At 58.2% G+C, this 18,354-nt stretch carries 25 protein-coding genes; 7 read left to right on the top strand and 18 right to left on the bottom strand.

From position 1 onward, the window contains the following. Positions 1-4: 4 nt before the first annotated feature. The 9 genes from AB1Z25_RS16270 to AB1Z25_RS16230 all read right to left on the bottom strand — a co-directional run bounded on the left by AB1Z25_RS16270 (position 5) and on the right by AB1Z25_RS16230 (position 5,605). Positions 5-619, bottom strand: coding sequence for an outer membrane beta-barrel protein (locus AB1Z25_RS16270; protein ID WP_486635695.1), 615 nt, complete (start codon positions 617-619; stop codon positions 5-7). Between the two features lie 323 nt (positions 620-942). Continuing rightward, complete coding sequence (locus AB1Z25_RS16265) at positions 943-1,263, bottom strand: helix-turn-helix domain-containing protein (protein WP_019102743.1); 321 nt, start codon at positions 1,261-1,263, stop codon at positions 943-945. Between the two features lie 124 nt (positions 1,264-1,387). Next, entirely contained in the window at positions 1,388-1,747 is a 360-nt protein-coding gene (locus tag AB1Z25_RS16260; RefSeq protein ID WP_486635694.1) for a hypothetical protein, read from the bottom strand. Positions 1,748-1,760: 13 nt separating this feature from the next. Further along, positions 1,761-4,034, bottom strand: a complete 2,274-nt coding sequence (locus AB1Z25_RS16255; RefSeq protein ID WP_486635693.1) for a replication endonuclease — start codon at positions 4,032-4,034, stop codon at positions 1,761-1,763. Further along, positions 4,031-4,408 (bottom strand): hypothetical protein, encoded by a 378-nt coding sequence (locus AB1Z25_RS16250; protein WP_486635692.1) that lies wholly within the window; start codon positions 4,406-4,408, stop codon positions 4,031-4,033. Before AB1Z25_RS16250 ends, AB1Z25_RS16255 begins: the two co-directional genes overlap by 4 nt. A gap of 10 nt (positions 4,409-4,418) precedes the next feature. Then, positions 4,419-4,565 (bottom strand): hypothetical protein, encoded by a 147-nt coding sequence (locus AB1Z25_RS16245; RefSeq protein WP_486635691.1) that lies wholly within the window; start codon positions 4,563-4,565, stop codon positions 4,419-4,421. A gap of 88 nt (positions 4,566-4,653) precedes the next feature. Next, positions 4,654-4,878: an ogr/Delta-like zinc finger family protein gene (locus AB1Z25_RS16240; protein ID WP_486635690.1), complete on the bottom strand. Its 225-nt coding sequence runs from the start codon at positions 4,876-4,878 to the stop codon at positions 4,654-4,656. A gap of 3 nt (positions 4,879-4,881) precedes the next feature. Next, the gene (locus AB1Z25_RS16235; RefSeq protein WP_486635689.1) at positions 4,882-5,328 is read right to left on the bottom strand and encodes a YmfL family putative regulatory protein; all 447 of its coding nucleotides are present in this window, start codon (positions 5,326-5,328) and stop codon (positions 4,882-4,884) included. Between the two features lie 61 nt (positions 5,329-5,389). After that, positions 5,390-5,605 (bottom strand): hypothetical protein, encoded by a 216-nt coding sequence (locus tag AB1Z25_RS16230; protein WP_486635688.1) that lies wholly within the window; start codon positions 5,603-5,605, stop codon positions 5,390-5,392. Positions 5,606-5,733: 128 nt separating this feature from the next. Between AB1Z25_RS16230 and AB1Z25_RS16225 the strand changes: the two genes are divergently transcribed. The 5 genes from AB1Z25_RS16225 to AB1Z25_RS16205 all read left to right on the top strand — a co-directional run bounded on the left by AB1Z25_RS16225 (position 5,734) and on the right by AB1Z25_RS16205 (position 9,524). Further along, entirely contained in the window at positions 5,734-6,051 is a 318-nt protein-coding gene (locus tag AB1Z25_RS16225) for a helix-turn-helix domain-containing protein (protein WP_486635687.1), read from the top strand. Positions 6,052-6,201: 150 nt separating this feature from the next. Further along, on the top strand, positions 6,202-7,107 hold the full coding sequence (locus AB1Z25_RS16220) for a hypothetical protein (RefSeq protein WP_486635686.1): 906 nt from the start codon (positions 6,202-6,204) through the stop codon (positions 7,105-7,107). 40 nt (positions 7,108-7,147) lie between these two features. Further along, complete coding sequence (locus AB1Z25_RS16215; protein ID WP_486635685.1) at positions 7,148-7,366, top strand: hypothetical protein; 219 nt, start codon at positions 7,148-7,150, stop codon at positions 7,364-7,366. Between the two features lie 147 nt (positions 7,367-7,513). Continuing rightward, the gene (locus AB1Z25_RS16210; RefSeq protein ID WP_486635684.1) at positions 7,514-8,863 is read left to right on the top strand and encodes a hypothetical protein; all 1,350 of its coding nucleotides are present in this window, start codon (positions 7,514-7,516) and stop codon (positions 8,861-8,863) included. A gap of 64 nt (positions 8,864-8,927) precedes the next feature. Further along, positions 8,928-9,524 (top strand): hypothetical protein, encoded by a 597-nt coding sequence (locus AB1Z25_RS16205; protein WP_486635683.1) that lies wholly within the window; start codon positions 8,928-8,930, stop codon positions 9,522-9,524. Between the two features lie 87 nt (positions 9,525-9,611). Here AB1Z25_RS16205 and AB1Z25_RS16200 read toward each other — a convergent pair whose 3' ends face one another. The 4 genes from AB1Z25_RS16200 to AB1Z25_RS16185 form a co-directional block, all read right to left on the bottom strand. Further along, positions 9,612-9,845, bottom strand: coding sequence for a hypothetical protein (locus tag AB1Z25_RS16200; protein ID WP_486635682.1), 234 nt, complete (start codon positions 9,843-9,845; stop codon positions 9,612-9,614). Beyond that, entirely contained in the window at positions 9,842-10,063 is a 222-nt protein-coding gene (locus tag AB1Z25_RS16195; RefSeq protein WP_486635681.1) for a hypothetical protein, read from the bottom strand. Before AB1Z25_RS16195 ends, AB1Z25_RS16200 begins: the two co-directional genes overlap by 4 nt. Positions 10,064-10,395: 332 nt before the next feature. Further along, positions 10,396-10,812, bottom strand: a complete 417-nt coding sequence (locus AB1Z25_RS16190; protein WP_081551040.1) for a helix-turn-helix domain-containing protein — start codon at positions 10,810-10,812, stop codon at positions 10,396-10,398. Further along, positions 10,809-11,096: a type II toxin-antitoxin system HigB family toxin gene (locus AB1Z25_RS16185; protein WP_486635680.1), complete on the bottom strand. Its 288-nt coding sequence runs from the start codon at positions 11,094-11,096 to the stop codon at positions 10,809-10,811. Before AB1Z25_RS16185 ends, AB1Z25_RS16190 begins: the two co-directional genes overlap by 4 nt. 237 nt (positions 11,097-11,333) lie before the next feature. On the opposite strand from AB1Z25_RS16185, the gene AB1Z25_RS16180 reads away from it, so the two are divergent. Further along, positions 11,334-11,741, top strand: coding sequence for a hypothetical protein (locus tag AB1Z25_RS16180; protein ID WP_486635679.1), 408 nt, complete (start codon positions 11,334-11,336; stop codon positions 11,739-11,741). A 310-nt stretch (positions 11,742-12,051) separates the two neighbouring features. Next, entirely contained in the window at positions 12,052-13,080 is a 1,029-nt protein-coding gene (locus tag AB1Z25_RS16175) for a hypothetical protein (RefSeq protein WP_486635678.1), read from the top strand. A 126-nt stretch (positions 13,081-13,206) separates the two neighbouring features. Here the strand turns inward: AB1Z25_RS16175 and AB1Z25_RS16170 are convergent, their stop codons facing one another. The 5 genes from AB1Z25_RS16170 to AB1Z25_RS16150 all read right to left on the bottom strand — a co-directional run bounded on the left by AB1Z25_RS16170 (position 13,207) and on the right by AB1Z25_RS16150 (position 18,350). Further along, on the bottom strand, positions 13,207-13,647 hold the full coding sequence (locus AB1Z25_RS16170) for a multidrug/biocide efflux PACE transporter (protein WP_191185844.1): 441 nt from the start codon (positions 13,645-13,647) through the stop codon (positions 13,207-13,209). Between the two features lie 167 nt (positions 13,648-13,814). Then, positions 13,815-15,041: a phage late control D family protein gene (locus AB1Z25_RS16165; RefSeq protein ID WP_486635677.1), complete on the bottom strand. Its 1,227-nt coding sequence runs from the start codon at positions 15,039-15,041 to the stop codon at positions 13,815-13,817. Beyond that, complete coding sequence (locus tag AB1Z25_RS16160) at positions 15,038-15,481, bottom strand: phage tail protein (RefSeq protein WP_235086728.1); 444 nt, start codon at positions 15,479-15,481, stop codon at positions 15,038-15,040. The genes AB1Z25_RS16165 and AB1Z25_RS16160 overlap by 4 nt, the downstream gene beginning before the upstream one ends. Then, positions 15,481-18,243, bottom strand: a complete 2,763-nt coding sequence (locus AB1Z25_RS16155; RefSeq protein WP_486635676.1) for a phage tail tape measure protein — start codon at positions 18,241-18,243, stop codon at positions 15,481-15,483. Before AB1Z25_RS16155 ends, AB1Z25_RS16160 begins: the two co-directional genes overlap by 1 nt. Continuing rightward, complete coding sequence (locus tag AB1Z25_RS16150) at positions 18,240-18,350, bottom strand: GpE family phage tail protein (protein ID WP_039753474.1); 111 nt, start codon at positions 18,348-18,350, stop codon at positions 18,240-18,242. The genes AB1Z25_RS16155 and AB1Z25_RS16150 overlap by 4 nt, the downstream gene beginning before the upstream one ends. Positions 18,351-18,354 lie beyond the last annotated feature (4 nt).

Below are 18,354 nucleotides of genomic sequence, written 5' to 3'. Positions count from 1 at the left end.
TTTTTTAGAAGTGGTAGTTTAAGCCGACATTAAAGTTGTATTTCCCATCTTTTTTGAACATAGGATTTTTTTGTTTAAATGACTGCATGTAATCCAGTTCGGTTTTTATGCTGACACTTTTGTTTACATGGTAGGCTGCACCTACCCCCAGGCTATAGGCCATTTTGTGTGTTTTTGAACTTTCGACTTGAGCTGTGTGACTACTAAATTTTTCTTGTACCCCGTATAAAGAAGCTTTGCCATAGAGTTCAAAGCTTTCCCCTATGGGAGCGATTGCCAGCCCAGATAATCGCAAGGCTCTGGAGTCGAGGTCGCCAAGCTTTGGATTTTTAAATTTACCAGTGTGGTAATAGCCTGCTTCAACTGCAAAGTTGTTATTAACCCTATAGCCGGCTCCAACTTCAAAAGCTATGGTGCTGCTATTCCCATCGCTTTCAGTTTTTTGTCCATTAATAGAGCTAAATAAAGCGTCCACAAAAGTGTTGCTAAAATTATCACCAAACTTTTCTGGGCTCATTGTTCCCCCAATGTTGCCATACATGTAGGGGCCTGTTTTTTCCGCGGCAAAGGCCGTGCCGATGTTTGCCAGTAAAGCCAGTGCGATGGCGGTTTTATGCATTTGCAATTTTCCTTAGGGTGGTTTTTCAAAGACAAAGTCATTCTCATGCCAATGATCAATCGGTCATGACTGATTGATTGATCATTGGTTCGGATTGTAGAAGTTAGGAGGCTGTTCGTCTAGGTTTTTTCTTCAGACGAAGAAATGTTGGTGCAAAAATTAGACAGATGTAGTGGAAAAGGACTAAAAAATGTCATGAATGTGGCAAAAAATGCTCTTGGTTTTGTTTTTGTCATTTTCAAGGATTTTGGTATTTCTTGAGTCGGCTCTCCAAAGCATGGCCGACTATGCTTTAGCTTCACTAGCGGCCCACGGGCTTCAATTCAAACAGCCTCTAATCCTTCCAAGTTGGGCAGTGTGCGAGTTTGCTTGCCCCGCGTCCCCGCCGCCCGCGCGGCCGTTTTGACCCGCGCCGGTTTGAAGCCCTCGCCCATGACGCGGGAGGCCTCGGCCAGCGCCAGCCGTTCATTGGTCTGACGGCGGACTTCGTCGCGGATGTAGGTCAGCACATCGTCGCGGAGAAATACCCAGGCCACGCCCACCTTGCAGCCGGGCAGCGCGCCCTTGTCCGCCAGCTCCCTGGCCGTTTCCGTGCCGATGTTCATCAGGCCGGCGGCTTCGTCGAGATTCAGCGTTTCTTTCATCGTCTTTTCCTTCTTCATTCTTCTAGCGGCCATAGGCGAGCGGCCTTGCCGGCTTATCAGAGAACGGCGCACCCCAGTTGATTGGGCTGGCCGCTCGCCTATGGCCGCGGTTGCGGCCGGGGTATTAGATGGGCTCCACCACCAAAGCGAGGCTGGCGCGCTCGTCGTCCAGGATCTGGAAGCAGTCGCGACCCTGGCTGTCGCAGCCGTTCTGCACGAGCTGGCGCTCCAGGGTGTTTCGCACCAGGGCGATGACGTTGCCTTGCAGCTGCAACAGCTCAATCGGCAAGCGCAGCACGATGAACGGAACTGCACCCGGTCCAGCCTCGGTGGTGGCGTCCAGCTCGATGTCTCGCAGCCGCCGGGCGATGCGTTCGGCACGTTCGATGTTGTGGAACTGGCCATTTACCGCGTCCAGTTCATCGCGGTATTTACCGGTGGCGGCTTGCACAAGACGGATGTAGAGATTGGTTTGCACGTTCATTACGGACTCCTCCTCACTGGACCCGAGCGGTGAACTTCCGCGCGCGGTCGATTGCGTTGTTCAGCTGTCTGGCGATGGGCTTGCTGCTACCGCCCTCGGCGCGCCAGCGTGCACCTGGCCGTGGCGCGTCCTGGCTTTGCAGCAGGGCGGCCATGCGGATTTCGTTGATGTGTTCCAGGCCGGCCGCCGGCGCCATGCGCTTAAAGCGCTTTGTCAGGCGCTGGCTGGTCAGGCGCAGCACGGTGTCGGCGCGTTTCTGCTCGGCCTGACGTTGGGCTTGCTGCACCCAGTCGTCGGCAAAGCGCATGAACTCGCTGATCTGCTGCTGGAACTGCCGCTGAGCGGAGCGGCCTCGCTGCTGGCGGGCGCGGTTTTCGGCCTCCGGCAGAAAGGCGTCGTCTTCCGGTCGTGTGCTCATGTAGATGTCCATCTCGTCGGCCTCGGCCGCAATGCGCTGGGCGTCGCCCGGCTGGGCCGGAATTGGGGTGAATTTCGTTTCCGTAGAGTTATTGACACGAGTCCAAGGGGCGCTTTCGCGCCCTAAAACCTCAACCCCGCGCTTGATTTCCCAGGTGTGCATCCGAGTCACCGCCAGCTGTCCGCCGTCCACTTCAACAACCCCGAACAGACGCTTCTGCCCCGGCTCGCCGTAGCGGTTGGTGGCCGGCGCGCTGTCCTTGGCCAGCCGCAGCGGCATGTGCTTGCGGCTGGCTTCGTGGCCGCCCATCACCTCAACGAAGCGGCCCCAATTTCCGGCGTCCGCCGCGGCGGCGGCGCGCATCAGCACGTCCTCGGCGTCCGCGTAGTCAATGCGGCGCAGCTCGCGCCACACCCCCACCGGCGGCCCGCCCACTTGCTGGAACTGACGAATCCCCCAGGTACTGGCCCAGGCGTCCACGCGCTGGGCGGTGACGGTGGCGTCGGTGGCATAATCCTCGGCCAGCGTTACGCCATCGTCGCCATCCGGCCGGCCGCCAACGGCTTCATAGTCCTGGCCGATGGAAAACCCGTCCTGGCGGGTGCCGTCCACGTTCTTGGCGATGTATTTGGCGATGTAGCCGGCGGCGGTGCCGCGGCTCCAGTCGATGCGCTTGAAGTCGACGCGGGCCTTGATGGCCTTCCACACCCAGCGCGTGGCCTTGCCGGCCCAGAACGCTTTTTCCCAGCCGATGGCGTCCGCCAGCGCGGCCAGCGGTTCCTTGGCGCCGGCGGCCTTTTGCTTCCGCGCTATGGCCATGGCGTCGGCCTTCGTCAGCGCGTAGCGCAGCCCCAGCTCGTGGCAGTCCTCGCGCACCGCATGGCGAGCCACGATGCGGCGAAACTCGCGCACATGCTCAGGCTTCATGAAGAACAAGCCGTGATAGTGCGGCGTGCCGTCGTGGTGGGGCTCCGCCACTCGGAAGCCGAAAATCTTGATGTCGGCGCGCGCCAGGCTGGCGCCAATGCGTGACCACACCCCGCCCAGGTAATCGCGGGTATCCGTTGGCGTGCTCACGCCGTCGTAATGTGGATTGCGCTGGCCACTGGCCGCCACGCGGGGGTGAAAGCGGCTGGGGGCGGTGAGGGTAATGAACTCGCCGGCCAGCTCCAGGCCGATGGCGATATGCTCAAAACCTGCGATGCGACACATCAGCTCGGCGCGGCGGATGCGCGGATTGCTCATGCCGGCGTCGGCCACGTCGGCCAGATTGAACTCATCGCCCAGCTCGTTGATGGCGGTCAGCGCTTCCAGCAGTGCGCGGTTGCGGCGCTTCTGCTCGCGCCGGCGCGCCACCGCGTCGTGACTGGCGTACAAGGCGTGGCGCTTGTGCACCAGGCCCAGCGCGATGGACAACGCCTCGGCCTTGCGCGCGTTCACCTTGCGTAGATTCCGGCGCCACCACAGGCTGCAGGCCAGGCGCAGCTTGATGCCGCCGTCGGTGTCCGCGTTCGGCAGCGCAATGCCGTGCTCGCTGCAGAAGCGTTCCAAGTCCTTCATGCTGGCGCCGTCGCGGTGCAGCGCCTCGGCCTGACCGGCCTTGGCCTTGGCGTACTCCACCAGCTGGCTTTCGCTGGCGCCCAGCTCCAGCGCCTTAGCCGGAAACCTGTTCACGAGTTCGCGCAAGTAGTTGTTCGCCTCCGCCTCGCGGCCATCGTCCAGCACGCCCTTGCGGCCGGTGATGTTGCGATTGCGGCGGCGCAGCCAGTTGCCGCGCACCGCGCGCTGCAAGTGGCGCGGAAAGTGGCCGATCTTGGCCAGCGCCCAGCTGTCGGGCAAATAGCTGAGTTCCGGCGTTTTGGGCGTCATGCCGCCGCGTCCTGGCTGTGCGGCCGCGCTGCCGGTGCTTCCACTTCTACCGCACCGGCGGCCAGCCGCGCCGCGGCATGCTCGCTTTCCGCCAACAGGGTTTCCAGCTGATACCAAAGCTGCCCCATCTCCGCCATGCCCAGACCCAGGCCGGCCAGCGGCAGGCGGTGCAAGGCGGACAGGCGGACGATCTGCTCGCGCACGCCGGCCATCACCTTGAGCCCGTCTTGCATATCGGCGATGGCTTCCAGCTGCGCCAGCGTCAGCACCTTGGATTGCAAGGCGCGCACCGACTGCAAGTGCTGGACCGTGCGGCGGTCTTCCGCCTGGGTGGCCAGCCGTTGGCGGGCCTGTTGGAATGCGGCGTAGGACATGACGGTTTCCTCAGACGGGCAGGGTGAACTGGAGCACCACCAACAGCGCCAGCACCAGGGCGGCGGCGATGGCCTGGCCGTTGCCGGCCGGCTGGCGCAGCGGCGCGGTGTAGCAGCCGGTGCCGTTTTTGAAGCGGACGTAACGCAGCTTTTTCATGGTGTTCTCCAGTTTTTGGGCGTAAAAAGCCCCCTCGCGCCGCGCGGGTGCGATTTTTGCAAGGGGGAAACGGGGTTAAGTCAGTTCGTCAGGCGAGGCCGGGCAGCTCCAGCTGCCTTTCATCTACGGGCGTTCTCAAGTCCAGGCGCTTGCGCTGGTGCTCGATGGCGCAGGCTTCGCTATAGGTTTTGAACGGCTTGCCGCAGTTCTCGTAATCGCCGCATTGGTAGTAGGTTTCCCGCACCGTTTCAGTCAGCATTCGGCTGGTGCGCGCGTAGGAGACACTGCCGCAGTATTTGCACGGGTAAGCCATGCCTCAGCTCCGGCAAAACAACTGGAATGTCAGCTCGTTCATCTGCACCGTCTTGGCGCAGATATCGTGCTGGATGCGCTCAAGACGGCGGCGTTCGCGGCCGTCCACCTCGCCGTCGCGGGTGGCCTCGCGCCACTCGCGCGCCAGCCGCGCCACGTCTTCCACCAGCTCCATGTACAGACTCTGGATTTCTTCGTTGTCCACCGGGCCCACATGCGGCATGCGCACAAACACGCCGCCGCTGTCCATCGCCACCGCCTCGGCAAACAGCGTGGAGCCGTGGAAGGCCTGCATCTGCATCGCCTCATGCAGGCTCACCACCTGGCCCTTGCGTTCGTAAACGCGGTTCTCCAGCGCGTCCTTGGTGATCCCCAGTGCGGCGGCCATCGCCGGCCAGCCGCCGGGCATGCCCTTGCACATCTGTTGGTAGCAATTTCTGAAGTTGTCCATCGGGTATCACCAAAAATCTAGAGGTCTTGTGGTTTCCAGGCCACGGCGGCTTGGCTACAGTTCAAACATGGCCGGCGCGGCGGGCTTTCCAGGCGGCCAGGCCCAGCAGATAGATATCGCGGGCCAGCTTGCTTTCGGAGCAACCGGCGTCGGCTTTAGCCTGATCGAACTCGCTGCGTTCGGCCGGCAGCAGGCGCATCTGCACAACCTTGACCTTGGAGGTGCCGCGCGGACCGTAAGCGCGGCGCGGGCGGGCTGTCTGTTCGGCGTTTTGCATGTGAGTTACTATCTATGGAAAAGTAGAGTTGATGTGAATCGTACTCTAGAAAATTTGATATTGCAAACCACATACTCGAGAAAACTAGAGGTGTGATTCATATTCGCCACAGGCGAACGGGGTGTAATGTGAGCATCGGGGAACGTCTAAAAGAGGAAAGAGGCCGTCTTGGCTTGATCCAGATGGAAGCGCATAAGGCCGCCGATGTTAGCTATGCGACCTACCTCGGCTATGAAAAGGGGACCAGCTTCCCTAACGCTGAAGTGCTAGCAAAGCTCTATGCTGCCGGCTTCGATGTCACCTACATCATCACCGGCAAGCGCGATGACTCGAAGCTCACGCCGGAAGCTCACGCCCTCTTGAACCAGTTCCAACAACTGGACCCGCGCGGCCAGCGCCTGGCCCTCGGGGTGATGCAGCAGATCCACCAGAATCTTTCCGAGTAGTGCGGAACCAAGTCCGCAAAAGCAACGCCCGGCCAAGTGCCGGGTGCTTTGTTTGTGATTTGCATCATGTCAACGTGCTATGCTTTTGGGTTGTAATGAGTGTTGCGACAATGTATCGCGACATATTGCACCTTTGACATTGAGGCTCTCATGTCCCTTATCTTCTTCCTTTCCGCCATTTTTAGCATGGCTGCCTTTTGGTATGCGGCAGCAAAAGAACATGCCTCAAAAGGCCGCAGCGGGTTGACCAGGCATTGGTTAGCGGGAATCACCGCTTTCATTATCGGCACCCTCCAAGCCATGCTGTTTGCCGCCGATGCCTGGTACTGGAATGCCGCGGGCTTCCTGATCGTTCTTGGCGCTGCCGGGAGCCTCATGGAGGCCAAGAAACCGAAGACCTCAAGCCCTCCGACTGCCAAGGCACCTTCCCGGCAGCCTAAACCGGTCAGCACTTCATTTTCTGGCGGCGTGCGCTTGAATGGCGCGCTGGAAGAGCTGCGCGAGATGTGTCGCGAAATGGCGGAAGACGGGGTGATGGAGGAGGGGGAAGTCCGCATGCTGGCGGGCTGGTTGGATCTGCACCCCTGGGTGGCGAGCGGCGGCCCGGTCAAACTCATGGCCGACTACATCCGAGAAGTGTTGGCCGATGGCGAAGTCTCCGTCATGGAAGGCATGGATGTACTGGAACTGGCCGAGGCTGTGGCCTATGGCAAAAGCATCGCCGATATGCGCGGTTGGACGGCCCTGACACCACCAACCGATACCAGCCCGCCCAAGGTCAAGCGCCGCTCCAAGACCCCCAGCCGACATCGGATCACCGGAAACCAGCTGGACACCATCCGTTTCGCTTACCGCAACGCCAATGGCGAGTACTCAGAACGGCGTGTAGTGGTGCGGGTGGTCGATGAAGAGTATTTCCAGGGGCACTGCCTGACACGGCAGTCAAAGCGCACCTTTCGCCTGGACCGGGTTCAGGGTTATGTGACGTCTGAAGAGTCCGGCGAGGTGGCCAGCCCATTCGATTGGGCGCATGACCTGAGAACCTCGCGGGCTTAAGTAGCTTCGTATTGTGGCGTCTTTGCTTGGGATAATTCCAATGACACTCGACTTCCTGACTCCGCTGTACTGGCTGGCCTATTCCCTGGCCGGCTTTGCGCTGGCCAGCTATCTGCTTGGGCGTGCCGCGCTGAACTGGCGCCTCTGGCGCCATGGCGACGACTACGCTGACGCGCGCCGCTACGGCCGGATGGTGATGCGGCTCACCTGGCTGGCCGGGGTGCTGCTGACAGGCTGGCTGTTGTTGTGGCGCGGCTAGGACCGTTAGCCCAATGGCCACCTCTCCATGGCAATGCCTTGCCTTGAGCAAGGCTGTGTGCAGATGTAGATGGATTTTAATCAAAGCAATATGGATTGCTCTGAGTGATGGGCTGAATACTCATAAATCAAGAGGGTAACAGATAGCATGGATGCTGGTTTTATTGATTTGGATATTTTGGTTTCAAGAATTAGAAACCCACCATCAAAGAAATATTTTATTGAATCGGTAAGGTCTTATAAGGCTGGGGCGTTGCGTGCATCTCTAACTTCAGCCTGGGTGGCTTTGGTTTTTGATTTGATCGCCAAATATCGTGAGCTTAGCGCTGATGGTGAAGGATCGGCAGTTGATTTTATTAAAACATGGGACAAGGCCAATAGTAGCCAGGATCTTAGAAAACTTTTGGAGTTGGAGAAAGATATCCTTGGCCATGCTAAAGATAAAACACAGATATTAAATAGTATTGACTTCACTCAGCTGTCTCGTTTGCGCGAGGACCGGCATTTATGTGCACATCCGGCATACTCAGCCGAGGCTGAGCTTTTTGAGCCCTCATCGGAGCTTGTACGGCTTCATTTGGTTAATGTGGTTGATCTTGTGCTAGCGCGTGAGCCAAGACAGGGACGGGCAATCTTCGATGTATTTGATGTGGATGTCCAGTCGGTGGGGTTTCCTGCAGACCATGAGCAAATTATTGACTATGTTGAGCAGAGATACCTTCAGCGAGTTAGGGTTGCTAATATCCCTAATTTTGGTGTCGTGTTGGCCAAGTCGTTAGTTAAGGCTGTGCCAGCTGAATGGGATGCTCATTACAGTAAGATTGAGTCTTCCCTCGTTGCGGTAAAGGATCGCGCTGTAGAGGCGTGGCAAGATGTCGCTGCTTCTATTGTGAGACTGATTGATAACTCTGAGCCTGAGTATCGCTATCGAATAATTGCATTTTTGGCCCGCTTTCCTGCTTTTTGGGATCAATTGCAAGATCCTACCAAAACAGCACTTCAAGAAACCGTAAATAATATAGACCCGCAAAGCATAACTGATTACCGTGTTTTGTTAGGTGTGAATGCTCCACAGTTTCGGCGTGCCTTGCTGAGAGTTATTTCTGAGTTAGATGCAGAATCTGTGATAAGCGCAGTATCTCAAGTCGCTATTCCTGAACTTTGGAGTCGTGGAATTAGTATATATAGGGAGTCAGGAAGTTATCGCGGTTCTGAGGAGAATTTTAGAAAATTGATTGTTCCATTTGCTGAGGAAATGAATGGTGATCAATGGGATGAGTTGTTAAATGCAGTTGTGTCAAATGGGCAGAACTGGAGCGCGAATAATACTCCGTGGCTATTGTTTGTTGCTTTGAGAAGCGCCGAGCTTATGAATAAGCCTTCAAATGAGGCAATGATTAAATTCTATGTGCATTGTCAAAGAATGGGTGATCTGGAAGTGTATGATGATGTGCTTGGGGTGTTTGTTCGCTTTGGCTGGGTCAGGCCTGATGTGTAGTCGACATAGCGTATGTCTACACAAGGTTAATTTTTAAAGAATTGGGAAAATGATCGGCTGAATAATGGTTCATCAAGTTTGGAAATACGCAAGGTTCACGTCGAGTGTTATTTTTTTTCTTATCCCTGGAATAGTTTTTTATTGGTTTGGTCAATTGGCGGTCCGTAATCCAAGTTTTATCAAGATTGAGCTGCTGAGTCTTAGTGGTGTTTATGCTTTTTCCACCTCCTTGTATTTGAGGCTTGCTGACTTGGGGCACCATAGCAAAGCCATGCTACGGGTGCTCGGTTTTTCTTCCATCATGTGTGGCGTAGTGGCTGCGGATGCCCTGACAACGATGGCCGATATTTACAGGGTAGAAGACCCTTCTAGTCCGGCTATGGGCATATTTCCATTTTTGCAGAATTTGGCTTTATATCTATTATCTGCTTTGGGGGGTGGGTTTTTATTGATGTCTGTGGGAATGACAGTAGATAAATTAGACCGCTGTAGTCTGTTTTTTTCGAGAATGATTCGAGTTGTTGATCAAGGCGCCGAGTCCAAGCCTGAGACCAAAACCCAGGCGGTCGAGCTGACGCGCAAGCGCCAAAAACGGTTGGCGCGTAGCCGCAGGCTTGTTCACTGGCGCGGGGCAGCGGTGTGCCATGTTGTGGATAAGTGAGCTTGGGTTGACGGATGCAGGGGGCTTAACTACACTCCGCCTATGTATCAAGGGAAAGAGCTGGTTGCCGCCAGCTCCTTCTCCAGCTTAAGGCTGTCCTTTCTCCGATGCGTCATTCGGGGTGCGTGGGTTGATCATAATTTGGTTGTTCGTCCCTAGGACGATGACGGGAGCGCCGCTAAAGCTGGCGCTCTTTTCATTTGTGTCTCTCTCCTCCAGAAGCGGCGCCATATAGGTGCCGACTACATGGATCAGTACACATAGTTGCAGCAATGCTTTCTTCAAATAGATTCCCTTTCTCGCTGCGCTGTTGAGCTTCATTCGAGCGCAATCATGGTATTGCTAAATCTCCATTTTTTACAAGTCTTGACAGTTTCCTCTCCACCTCCTTTCTGTCTTAGGGGTTGAAAGAAGCCTCTTACCTTCTTTACGCGCTCTGCGCTTGCAAGATTTTTGATATTGTGATTTTGCGCTTGGGTGTTCATATTCAATTGATGTGCATCCACCGGTGAATTATTTGTTTTTACGATTTGATACATCCAGATTTTTTTTGTAACGGAAGAGGAACGGCATGTAACAAGGAGCAGGCGGTAAGTCAAGCTTGTACATTTGAGGCTTGGTCTTGCCTAGTTTGATGCAGTGGAGGGTGTAGCTAGCTGGTTAGAGCAAATGAAAGCCATGAAAAAACGCCCCAAGTGGGGCGTTTCGTTTTTGCAATGAGGAAAGAGGGGGCATCTGCGGACCTGCATGGTCAGTGGAAGATTGGCTCCGCGCCCTTTTGCTGGATGGGAGTGAGTTTCTTGCGTTTGCTCTTGCGTCCCAGCAATGCAAGGCCCCGCATCAAGCGGGGCTTTTGCATGTCTTAGCCTAATCAATCGATAAAGGTCGCCGGGCTGACGCCAAAGCGGGCCGCCAGTTGCTTGACCTGGCGCAGGTTCAGCTCGCGCTTGCCGGCCATCACTTCGGACACCACGCCCTGGCTGCCAATCTCCGGCAGGTCGTTCTGGCGCAGGCCGTGCTCTTGCATCAGATGGCGCAGCGCATCCAGGCCGCTGGCGTCCGGCATTGGGTGATTGCGGTTTTCGTAGTCGTGGACCAAATCCCCAACCAGCTCGCTCAAATCCCACAGCGGGTGCTGTTCATCGCCCTGGGTGCTGTCCCACAGTGCGTCCAGCAGCTCGCTCATGCGGTCGTAGTGGTCGGCATCGCGGATGGGGCGGATGTCGGTGGCCTGGCTGAAAGCCCGCCAGGCGGGCAGCAGGCTGGCGGCGTCGATACGGGCGTTCATGATTTCCAGTCTCCTTTGTCATACTGGCCATGCGTCAGCACGGCCTTCACATACACTACTTGTCGAGGGAACTGCACAAAGGCGATCAGCCGGAACTTGTTGCCCCCGATATTGAACACCATCAGCTCTCCCACCTTGTCCACGCTGTTGAAGGCTTGCTTCATTGCGGCATAGTTGGCGAACGCGTTCTTTTCTATGACGCGGCGCCAGCCTTGCAGTGGCTGTTCCGCGTCCGGGTGAGCCTGGGCGAAGTCGCGCAAGGCGCGGTTGCTGATCAGTTTCATGAGCTTAGTGTATCTCAAAATGAGATATTGTCAAGCAACGGCAAGCGAACAAGGCAGTCTTGCGCTTTACTCTGCGCGGTTTGCCTGGGCGCGGCTTTGTCCCGGATGGGATGGGGAAGGGGCTGAGTAGCCATCCAAAATGACAGCGGATGTAATTTGAATTATTTGATTGAAATGTTCATAGTTTTGTTAGAGCTTCTGTTGTCAGCGACGCTTTTCATGAAGTAGAGGCGACAAATGGCAAAAATTCAATACGGTGAAGGTTTTGTAGAAAAGCACCTTAGAGACTCGATTGGGAGCGATGATGAATTAATAGCGATTCATCAGCATCGCAATGGGGGGTTAAGTTTTGAAAATCCTCGATTTGTCAAAAAGAACACGGTGTTTGTTTATCCAGGCGGAGCGGAGTTTTTCAAGATTTGCTTGGCAAATGTGACCTGGGAAAACAGCCCTGATGAGGCTGGACAACTTTATGCGTTAATTCCACGCAATGTTAGGTCTGCAACCAGCAAGGCGGGCAAGAATGGCAATACGATCGTCTATTTTGTGGATAGGTATGATTATGTTTATGTGTTTGCTTCGCCTGAAGGCCGTGAAAACCATTGGCGGTATATCGTGAGTCATGCGAGTACAAATTTGAAATAGTATGGCCTGCTTTTGTTTCATCTCACCAAGCTTCCTCTCCAGCTCCAACTGATAGGTTTGGCCACCGTCGTTCAGGGTGTGGGTGATTTTGTTGATCGCCCATTTCGTGGCGTCGATGACGGGCTTGAAGTCCTGCGCCCTGGCAGGCAGTTCGGCGAACCGCTCCGGCCGGCCGTGGGCCACTTCAATTGCCGACTGAATTTTTATGGTAGCTTATCCGTTCAGTCGCTAAGGCTGTGGGTAGATAAAAAACAATAGCATTTCATTTGCATAGCCTTCGCGTGGTACCAAATCAAACAAGGAATATGTTATGCGAATGGCGTTGCGTTCTCTCCTGCTTGGGGCCATCACGCTTCAAGGCTGTCAAGACTCTCCAAAGGCTTCCATCACTTTCCGCGCCACTGCCAAGGTTGGCGGCAAGGCCGTCGATTCTCTCTCACTGGCTCCCGGCCAAACTGTAGCCATTGGCATGCAGGCAGGCCAAACGCTTGAGCTGGATTCGAGCAGGTCGTCGGTGAGATGGAATCCAACATCAAGCCAGGTTTCGCCGGTGGTCAATTCGAATACACACTCAGTGTGGAGGGCGACAATACCCCATTCAGCGAGTGGAAAAATCGACATCAATATCGTGGCTTCGCAGGACCCGCAGAAAACGGCAACGCTCACCGTTTACGTCGCCCCGCCGACCATGATTGATGATGATCAAACGCGAGAGTTTACGGGGTTCAATCCCTTGGAGACGAAGATTGTATCGCTGGAGACCACGCTGACGGTTCCGGAAAAACCGCCGGCTTCCGGCACGCTTTTTCTATGGCCCGGACTCGGACCTGAGGGGGCGAACTTTCTGCCGATAGACAATGGCGTTTTGCAGCCAGTGTTAACCTGGGGGCCCTCCTGCGCGCCGGGGGCCCAGCCTTCTGAATATTCGACATGGTGGGTGTCCGGGCAGTACGTGAATACTTTTGGGCGCCATCCCGGATACACGGACTGCCACGGCGGTCCGATCATGCCGGTCAATGTGGGGGATCGCTTGAAAATGTCTATGACTCTACGCGACACGGCGTGGCATCAGAAGGTAAGGAATATGCGGACGGGGCGGTCTGTTGACTTCAGTATCGACATGAAGCGGCAAAGCCAAAACCGCGCATTTTTCGTGATCGAGGGGTATGACCAGAAGCCGGTCGGAGACGTTGTGTTTACCGATACAACGATCACTTTTTCACCCGCTTCGCCCTTGAGTTGCATTGCGAAAAACCAGGGCAAGAACGATGTCATCTCCACGCCAATCATCTCTTTGGATGGAACGCAATGCTCGATCTCAAAAATCGTGCTGCGTTAAGGTTTGGACGCCAGTTCAGGGTCTGTCCAAAGCGGCACTGAATGCGCGGCGGCGCAAGTCTTGTTAATGAAAAACGCCCGGCACGGCGCCGGGCGTTTCTTCCAACACTGCGGTACGGCTGGCTGTTTAGAAGCCGTGTTGGCGGCTCCGCAGGCTGGCGCGGAGCTTGTCGTACACCCAGCCGAAGACAAAGGTGTAGGGCAGGAAGAACAAGAAGAAGCCGATGTCCAGCAGAAAGGCGTGCCAGTAGCTGAGACCCATCCACCAGGCGGTCGGCGGCACCAGCAGGATTACCAAGCCGCCTTCAAACAGCAAGGCGTGCAATACGCGCAGCGCGGGGGTGCGCGTCCAGCCTTGTCTCCGTTCCAGTCGCTCGAACAGCGCGTTGAACACCATGTTCCATAGCATGGCCATGGTGGTCAGCATGACAGCCAATACGCCCATTTTGGTGGTGTCTTGGTTGAGCAGCCAGGTTCCCAGCAGCATCAGCAGGATGATGGCGCACACTTCATAAACGACTGCGTAGAAGACGCGTTCTTGCCAGGATTTGGGTGCTTGTACTTGCATGTTTTCTCCTATTCACCGCGTGCCCGTTTAATAAGCTTACTCGGGTTTCCGTGGTGGAATGTGTATCACAGGTGAGGCGATTATATTGGTTTTATAGATGGTGAGAAGATGGTTTTGATCGGAAAACCCGATATGAATGGACGCTGTGTAAGTGGCCGCAACGTCGCCTAGCGCGGCGTTGTTCCGGAGGGCGCGGGGTCTTCCGCCGCCTCCAGCTTCATCTCCAGTTCCAGCTGGCAGGTATAGCCGCCGTCGTTCAGGGTGTGGGTGATTTTGTTGATCACCCAGTCGGTGGCGTCGATGGCCGGCTTGAAGCCCTGCACCCTGGCCGGCAGTTCGGCGAACAGTTCCGGCCGGCCGTAGGCCAGGTTGATGCTGAACTCGGCGGCGCCGCGCTGCAGCTTTTCCCATGTGGCTTTCGCCCCCTGCAGTGCGGTGGCTTCGCTGGCGTAGATGTGGCGCAGCACTTTGACGTTGCCGGCGCTGGGCTCCACGCCTTTTTGCTGGATGGCGGTCAGTTTTTTGCGTTTGGTCTTGCGCCCCAGCTTGGTGACGGTGGCGCGGCGTTCGAAGCGGGTGTTTTTGTCGACGATGATTTCGCCGCGCTTTGCCCGGTTCAGATCCTGCCATTGCGCTTTGACGGCGGTGTAGGCGTTGCGGTCGGCAATGTTGAAGCGGTGGCTGTCGCCGCTGGCCCGGGTGAGGGTGCAGACCGGGAAGGGCTTGCCGCTGACGGTTTCGGCGTCGCCGGCTTTGCAGAACACCAGGCGGCCGTTTTTCACCGTGGCCACGGCGTCGTGTTCGCGCGCCAGCCGGTGCAGCAGTTGGGCGTCGCTTTCATTGCGCTGGTCCAGTTGCTCGACGCGGCGCTTGGCCAGCCAGTCCGGTATTGCCGGCTGCAGCTGGTTGGCGGCGGCGATGGCGCGGACGATGGCGCCGAGCGTGGTCTTGCTCCAGCTCTTTTCGCGCTTGGCGGCGATGCCTTCGCGCAGGTCGGTTGAGCGGGCGCGCAGGGTCAGAATGTCCGGCGTGCCGCTGTGCTCCACTTCGTCGACGGTGTAGCTGCCCTTGTCGATCAGGCCGCTATGCCGCCAGCCCAGCGCCACGGCGATGACGGCGCCGCGGCCGGGCAGTTCCAGCATGCCGTCGCTGTCGTCCAGCACGATGTCGAGCTGATCGGCGTCGAAGCCGCGGTTGTCGGTCAGCGTCAGCGCCACCAGCCGGCGGCGCAGCGCGCTGTCCAGCGGCTTGCCGTTGAGGGTGAGCCGCCAGGCCGGCGTCGGCGCGCCGTTGAGGCCGGCGAAGCTGGCCAGACCGTCCAGCGCCTGGCCGGCCAGGTCCATGCCTTGCTGGGCGATATCCTGGCCGGCGGCCATCAGGCTGTCCGGGCTCAAAACGCCAGCTCCATCACCGCGCGACTGAGATTGCCGAGCAGGTCCAGCATGCTGCCGTCGACACGCTGCAAGGTTAGGGTGAAGTCGATCTCGCGCGCCTTACCGTCGCTGAAGAATTCGCGGCGGGTCAGGTCCAGCTTTTCGATGACGTAGAAGCCGTAAATCATGCCGGTGCCCTCAATCAGCGGCCAGGCCAGCGCCTGATCGGCCATCAGCTTGAGCAGGGCCAGCGAGCTGTCGCCGCCGGTCAGCTCCGGCAGCAGTTTGCCGGACAGGGTAATCGGCTCCTCCTCCGGCCCGGTGTACTGGCGGCCGGGCGCGGCGCCGACGCGGGGATTGCCCGGCCAGCGCCAGCCGTATTGCTGTTTCATTTCCTGATAGGGCAGAGTGCTGCGGGTGAACACGAACAGCCCGAGCGCCATCATTGGCAGGCCTAGCATTAGTCGATGTCTCCAAATTTGCTGCGCTCGCGGGCCTGGGCGTCGCGCTGGGCTTTTTCCAGCTCCTGACGCACCAGCCGCGCCAGCGCGCGTTCGTCCATACCTTGCGCGGCATGGATGGTGATCGGGGCGTTGATCATGATGGGGGCGGCGGCGGCCATGGCCGGCCGCGCCAGTGGCGGGCGGGTATCGAGCTGGCCGGCCAGCGCCGGGCCGGCGCCGAGCATGACGCCGGCGCCGAGGGCGGTCAGCTTGCCGGTGGCGCTGCGCAGCGCGGCCAGCGGGCTGCCCTGGCCCTGGGTGATGCCTTGCTCCAGCCCGGCCATGGCGTAGCCGCCGATGCCGGCGAACACGCGGGACGGCGAGTGGATGTCCAGTTTGTTGCGCAGCCACTCCGGCAGCATGTCGCCGACGCCGAGGATGGCGTCTTTGACCCAGTCCAGCCCGCTTTTGATGCCGCTGACCAGGCCTTGCATGATCATGCTGCCGAAGCCGGTAAAGCGGTTTGGCAGCTCCACGCCGAACCAGCCCATCACCGCGGCGAAGGCGCGATAGAACAGCCCCAGCGGCGACCAGTTGAGGACCAGCGCGGCAATGCCGGCGACGCCGCCGCTGAACGCCATAACGATTTCCGCCCAGATGTCGGCGAAGAAGGCCTTGATCGGCTCCCAGTAGAGGTAGATCAGCGTGGCGGCGGCGGCAATGGCGGTGATGGCGAGGCCAATCGGGGTGAACATCATCATGCGGCCGACGAAGCCGACGACTTTCAGCACCGTCATCAGCGCCGGGCCTATCCGGCCGAGGACGCCCAGGCCGCTGCTGAGGGTGGCCATGAACATGGACAGGCCGAAGCGCGCCAGCATGAAGGGACCGGCGACGGCCGCCGCGGCGATCAGCAGCCCGCCCAGCGCGGTGAGCGCCACGGCGACGACGGCGGCGATTTTCATCAGCGTGGCCGCCAGTTGCGGGTTTTCCCGCGCCCAGGCGCCGGTTTTTTCGGATAAGTCGGCGATCCATTCCGCGGCAGCCTTCAACTCCGGCGAGATGGATTCGCCAAACTTCACCATGGCGTTGGTGAAGGTGCCGCTGGCGGCGTCCCAAAGGTTCTTGAGGGTGCCGAGCTGTTGGTTGACGCGTTCCTGCAGGCTGGCCTGTTCCGCCAAGTTCTTTACCACATCGTCGTAGCCACCTTGGCCCTTCTCGATGATCTTGGAAAGAACTTCATTGGTTTCCTTGTCGTCGCCAAAAATGTCTTTCAGCACCGCCAGGCGGTTGACGGTGTCCAGCTTCTGCAGCTTACCCAGCTGCTTCATCAGATTGTCCAGGCCGCCGAACTCGCCCTTGCCATTGGTGAAGTCCAGCCCCAGGCTTATCTTTTTCTTCTTGAGCAGGGACTTCTCCACTTTTTTGATCTTGTCGACGTTCAGCCCCGCCGCGATGACTTTGCGGATGGCGTTGCCGGCGGACTCTCCACGCATGCCGGCTTGGTCCATCATCACGACGAAGGGCGCGAAGGCCTTGGCGCCCTCCAGGCCCTTGACCTTGATCATGTCCATGGCCGCGCCCAAACCCTTGTAGGCTTCCAGCATGTTGCCGGAGTCGACGCCGGCGTAGAAGCCGCGCTGGATCATGTCCACCAGCCCCATCATGTCTTTTTCGCTGGTGCGGGTAGCGTCTTGCAGCTTGGCGGTGAATTCCGCGGCTTCCGTCGGCGCCATCTTCAGTTGCACGCCCAGGTAGGCGGTGGCCTCGCCCAAGCCGCCCAACACGGACTTGGCGCTCATGCCCTGGCGCTGCAGCATCGTCATCATGTCCTGAAAGTCCGCCGTTGTACCTGGCAGACGGTCGCCCAGCTTTTCGGCCAGCCGGTTGACTTGCTCGTATTCGGGGGGCACTACGCCGCCGGCGCGCATCATGGCGCCCTTCAACTGGGTTGCCGAGTCTTCCGCCTCCGCATAGGCCGCAACCGGCTTCAGCACCGCCGCGCCGGTGGCCACGCCGCCGGCCATGGTGGCCACGCCAACGCCGGCTACCTTGTCGCGCACTTCCTTGGCCCGGCCGTAGCGGCCGCGGATGTCGTTCAGGCGCTGCTGGTGGCGGCTGACCTTCTCTAACGCGGTCTGCTGCTTTTCCAGCGAGGCGGTGACGCCGGCGACACTGGACTTGAGCTGCTCCTCGTGCCGGGCCAGCTGGCCCACCTTGATGCCGGCATTGCCCAGCAGCTGACGGCTTTTCACCAGCTCTTGCGCCAGCCGCTGGCGGCTGGCGGTGTTTTCCTTGAGCGTCAGGCTTTCCTTCTGCATTGCGTCCTTGGCGCGGCGGATGGCGTTGGTTTGCAGGTTGTGCTTGTGCTGCAGCGCTTCCAGCTCAAACTTTTGTTTGGCGATGGCGGCGGTGTAGTTGCCGGCCAGACTGGGAAACTTGATCAGCGCGTGATTGAGGTTGTCATAGCTCTTTTGCGCGGCCTTGAGTTTGGCGGCGGTGGCGGTGCGCTCGGTTTGCGCCAGCCCCAGCGCGCGGCGGTGCTTGTCCAGCGCCTCGTTGGATTTGCGCATTGCCTCGGTGGAGGCCTTGGATTGCTCGCGCAAGCGATTGAAGGAGGCCATCTGCCCCTGGGTGCGCTCCAGCGCCTTAAGCTGTTCGCGGGAGTGCTTGACCGTCTGGGCCAGCTCCTTGCTGCCGGCCATGGCGTCGCGCAGCGGGCGGCTCAATTTGTCCACGCCCGCCAGCAGCACTTCCAGTTTCATCCGGGTATCGCTCATGTGTCCTCGTTGCCGCTGCGCAGGCGGGCGTGTTCGCGCCAGTCGGCCAGTTCGGCCAGGCTCATGTGTTCAAACGCCGACGGCGGCCAGTGAAAAATGACCGCCACGTCG

The organism is Chromobacterium sp. HL1 (assembly GCF_057418835.1).
This window is presented reverse-complemented; position numbering and strand designations above follow the sequence as displayed.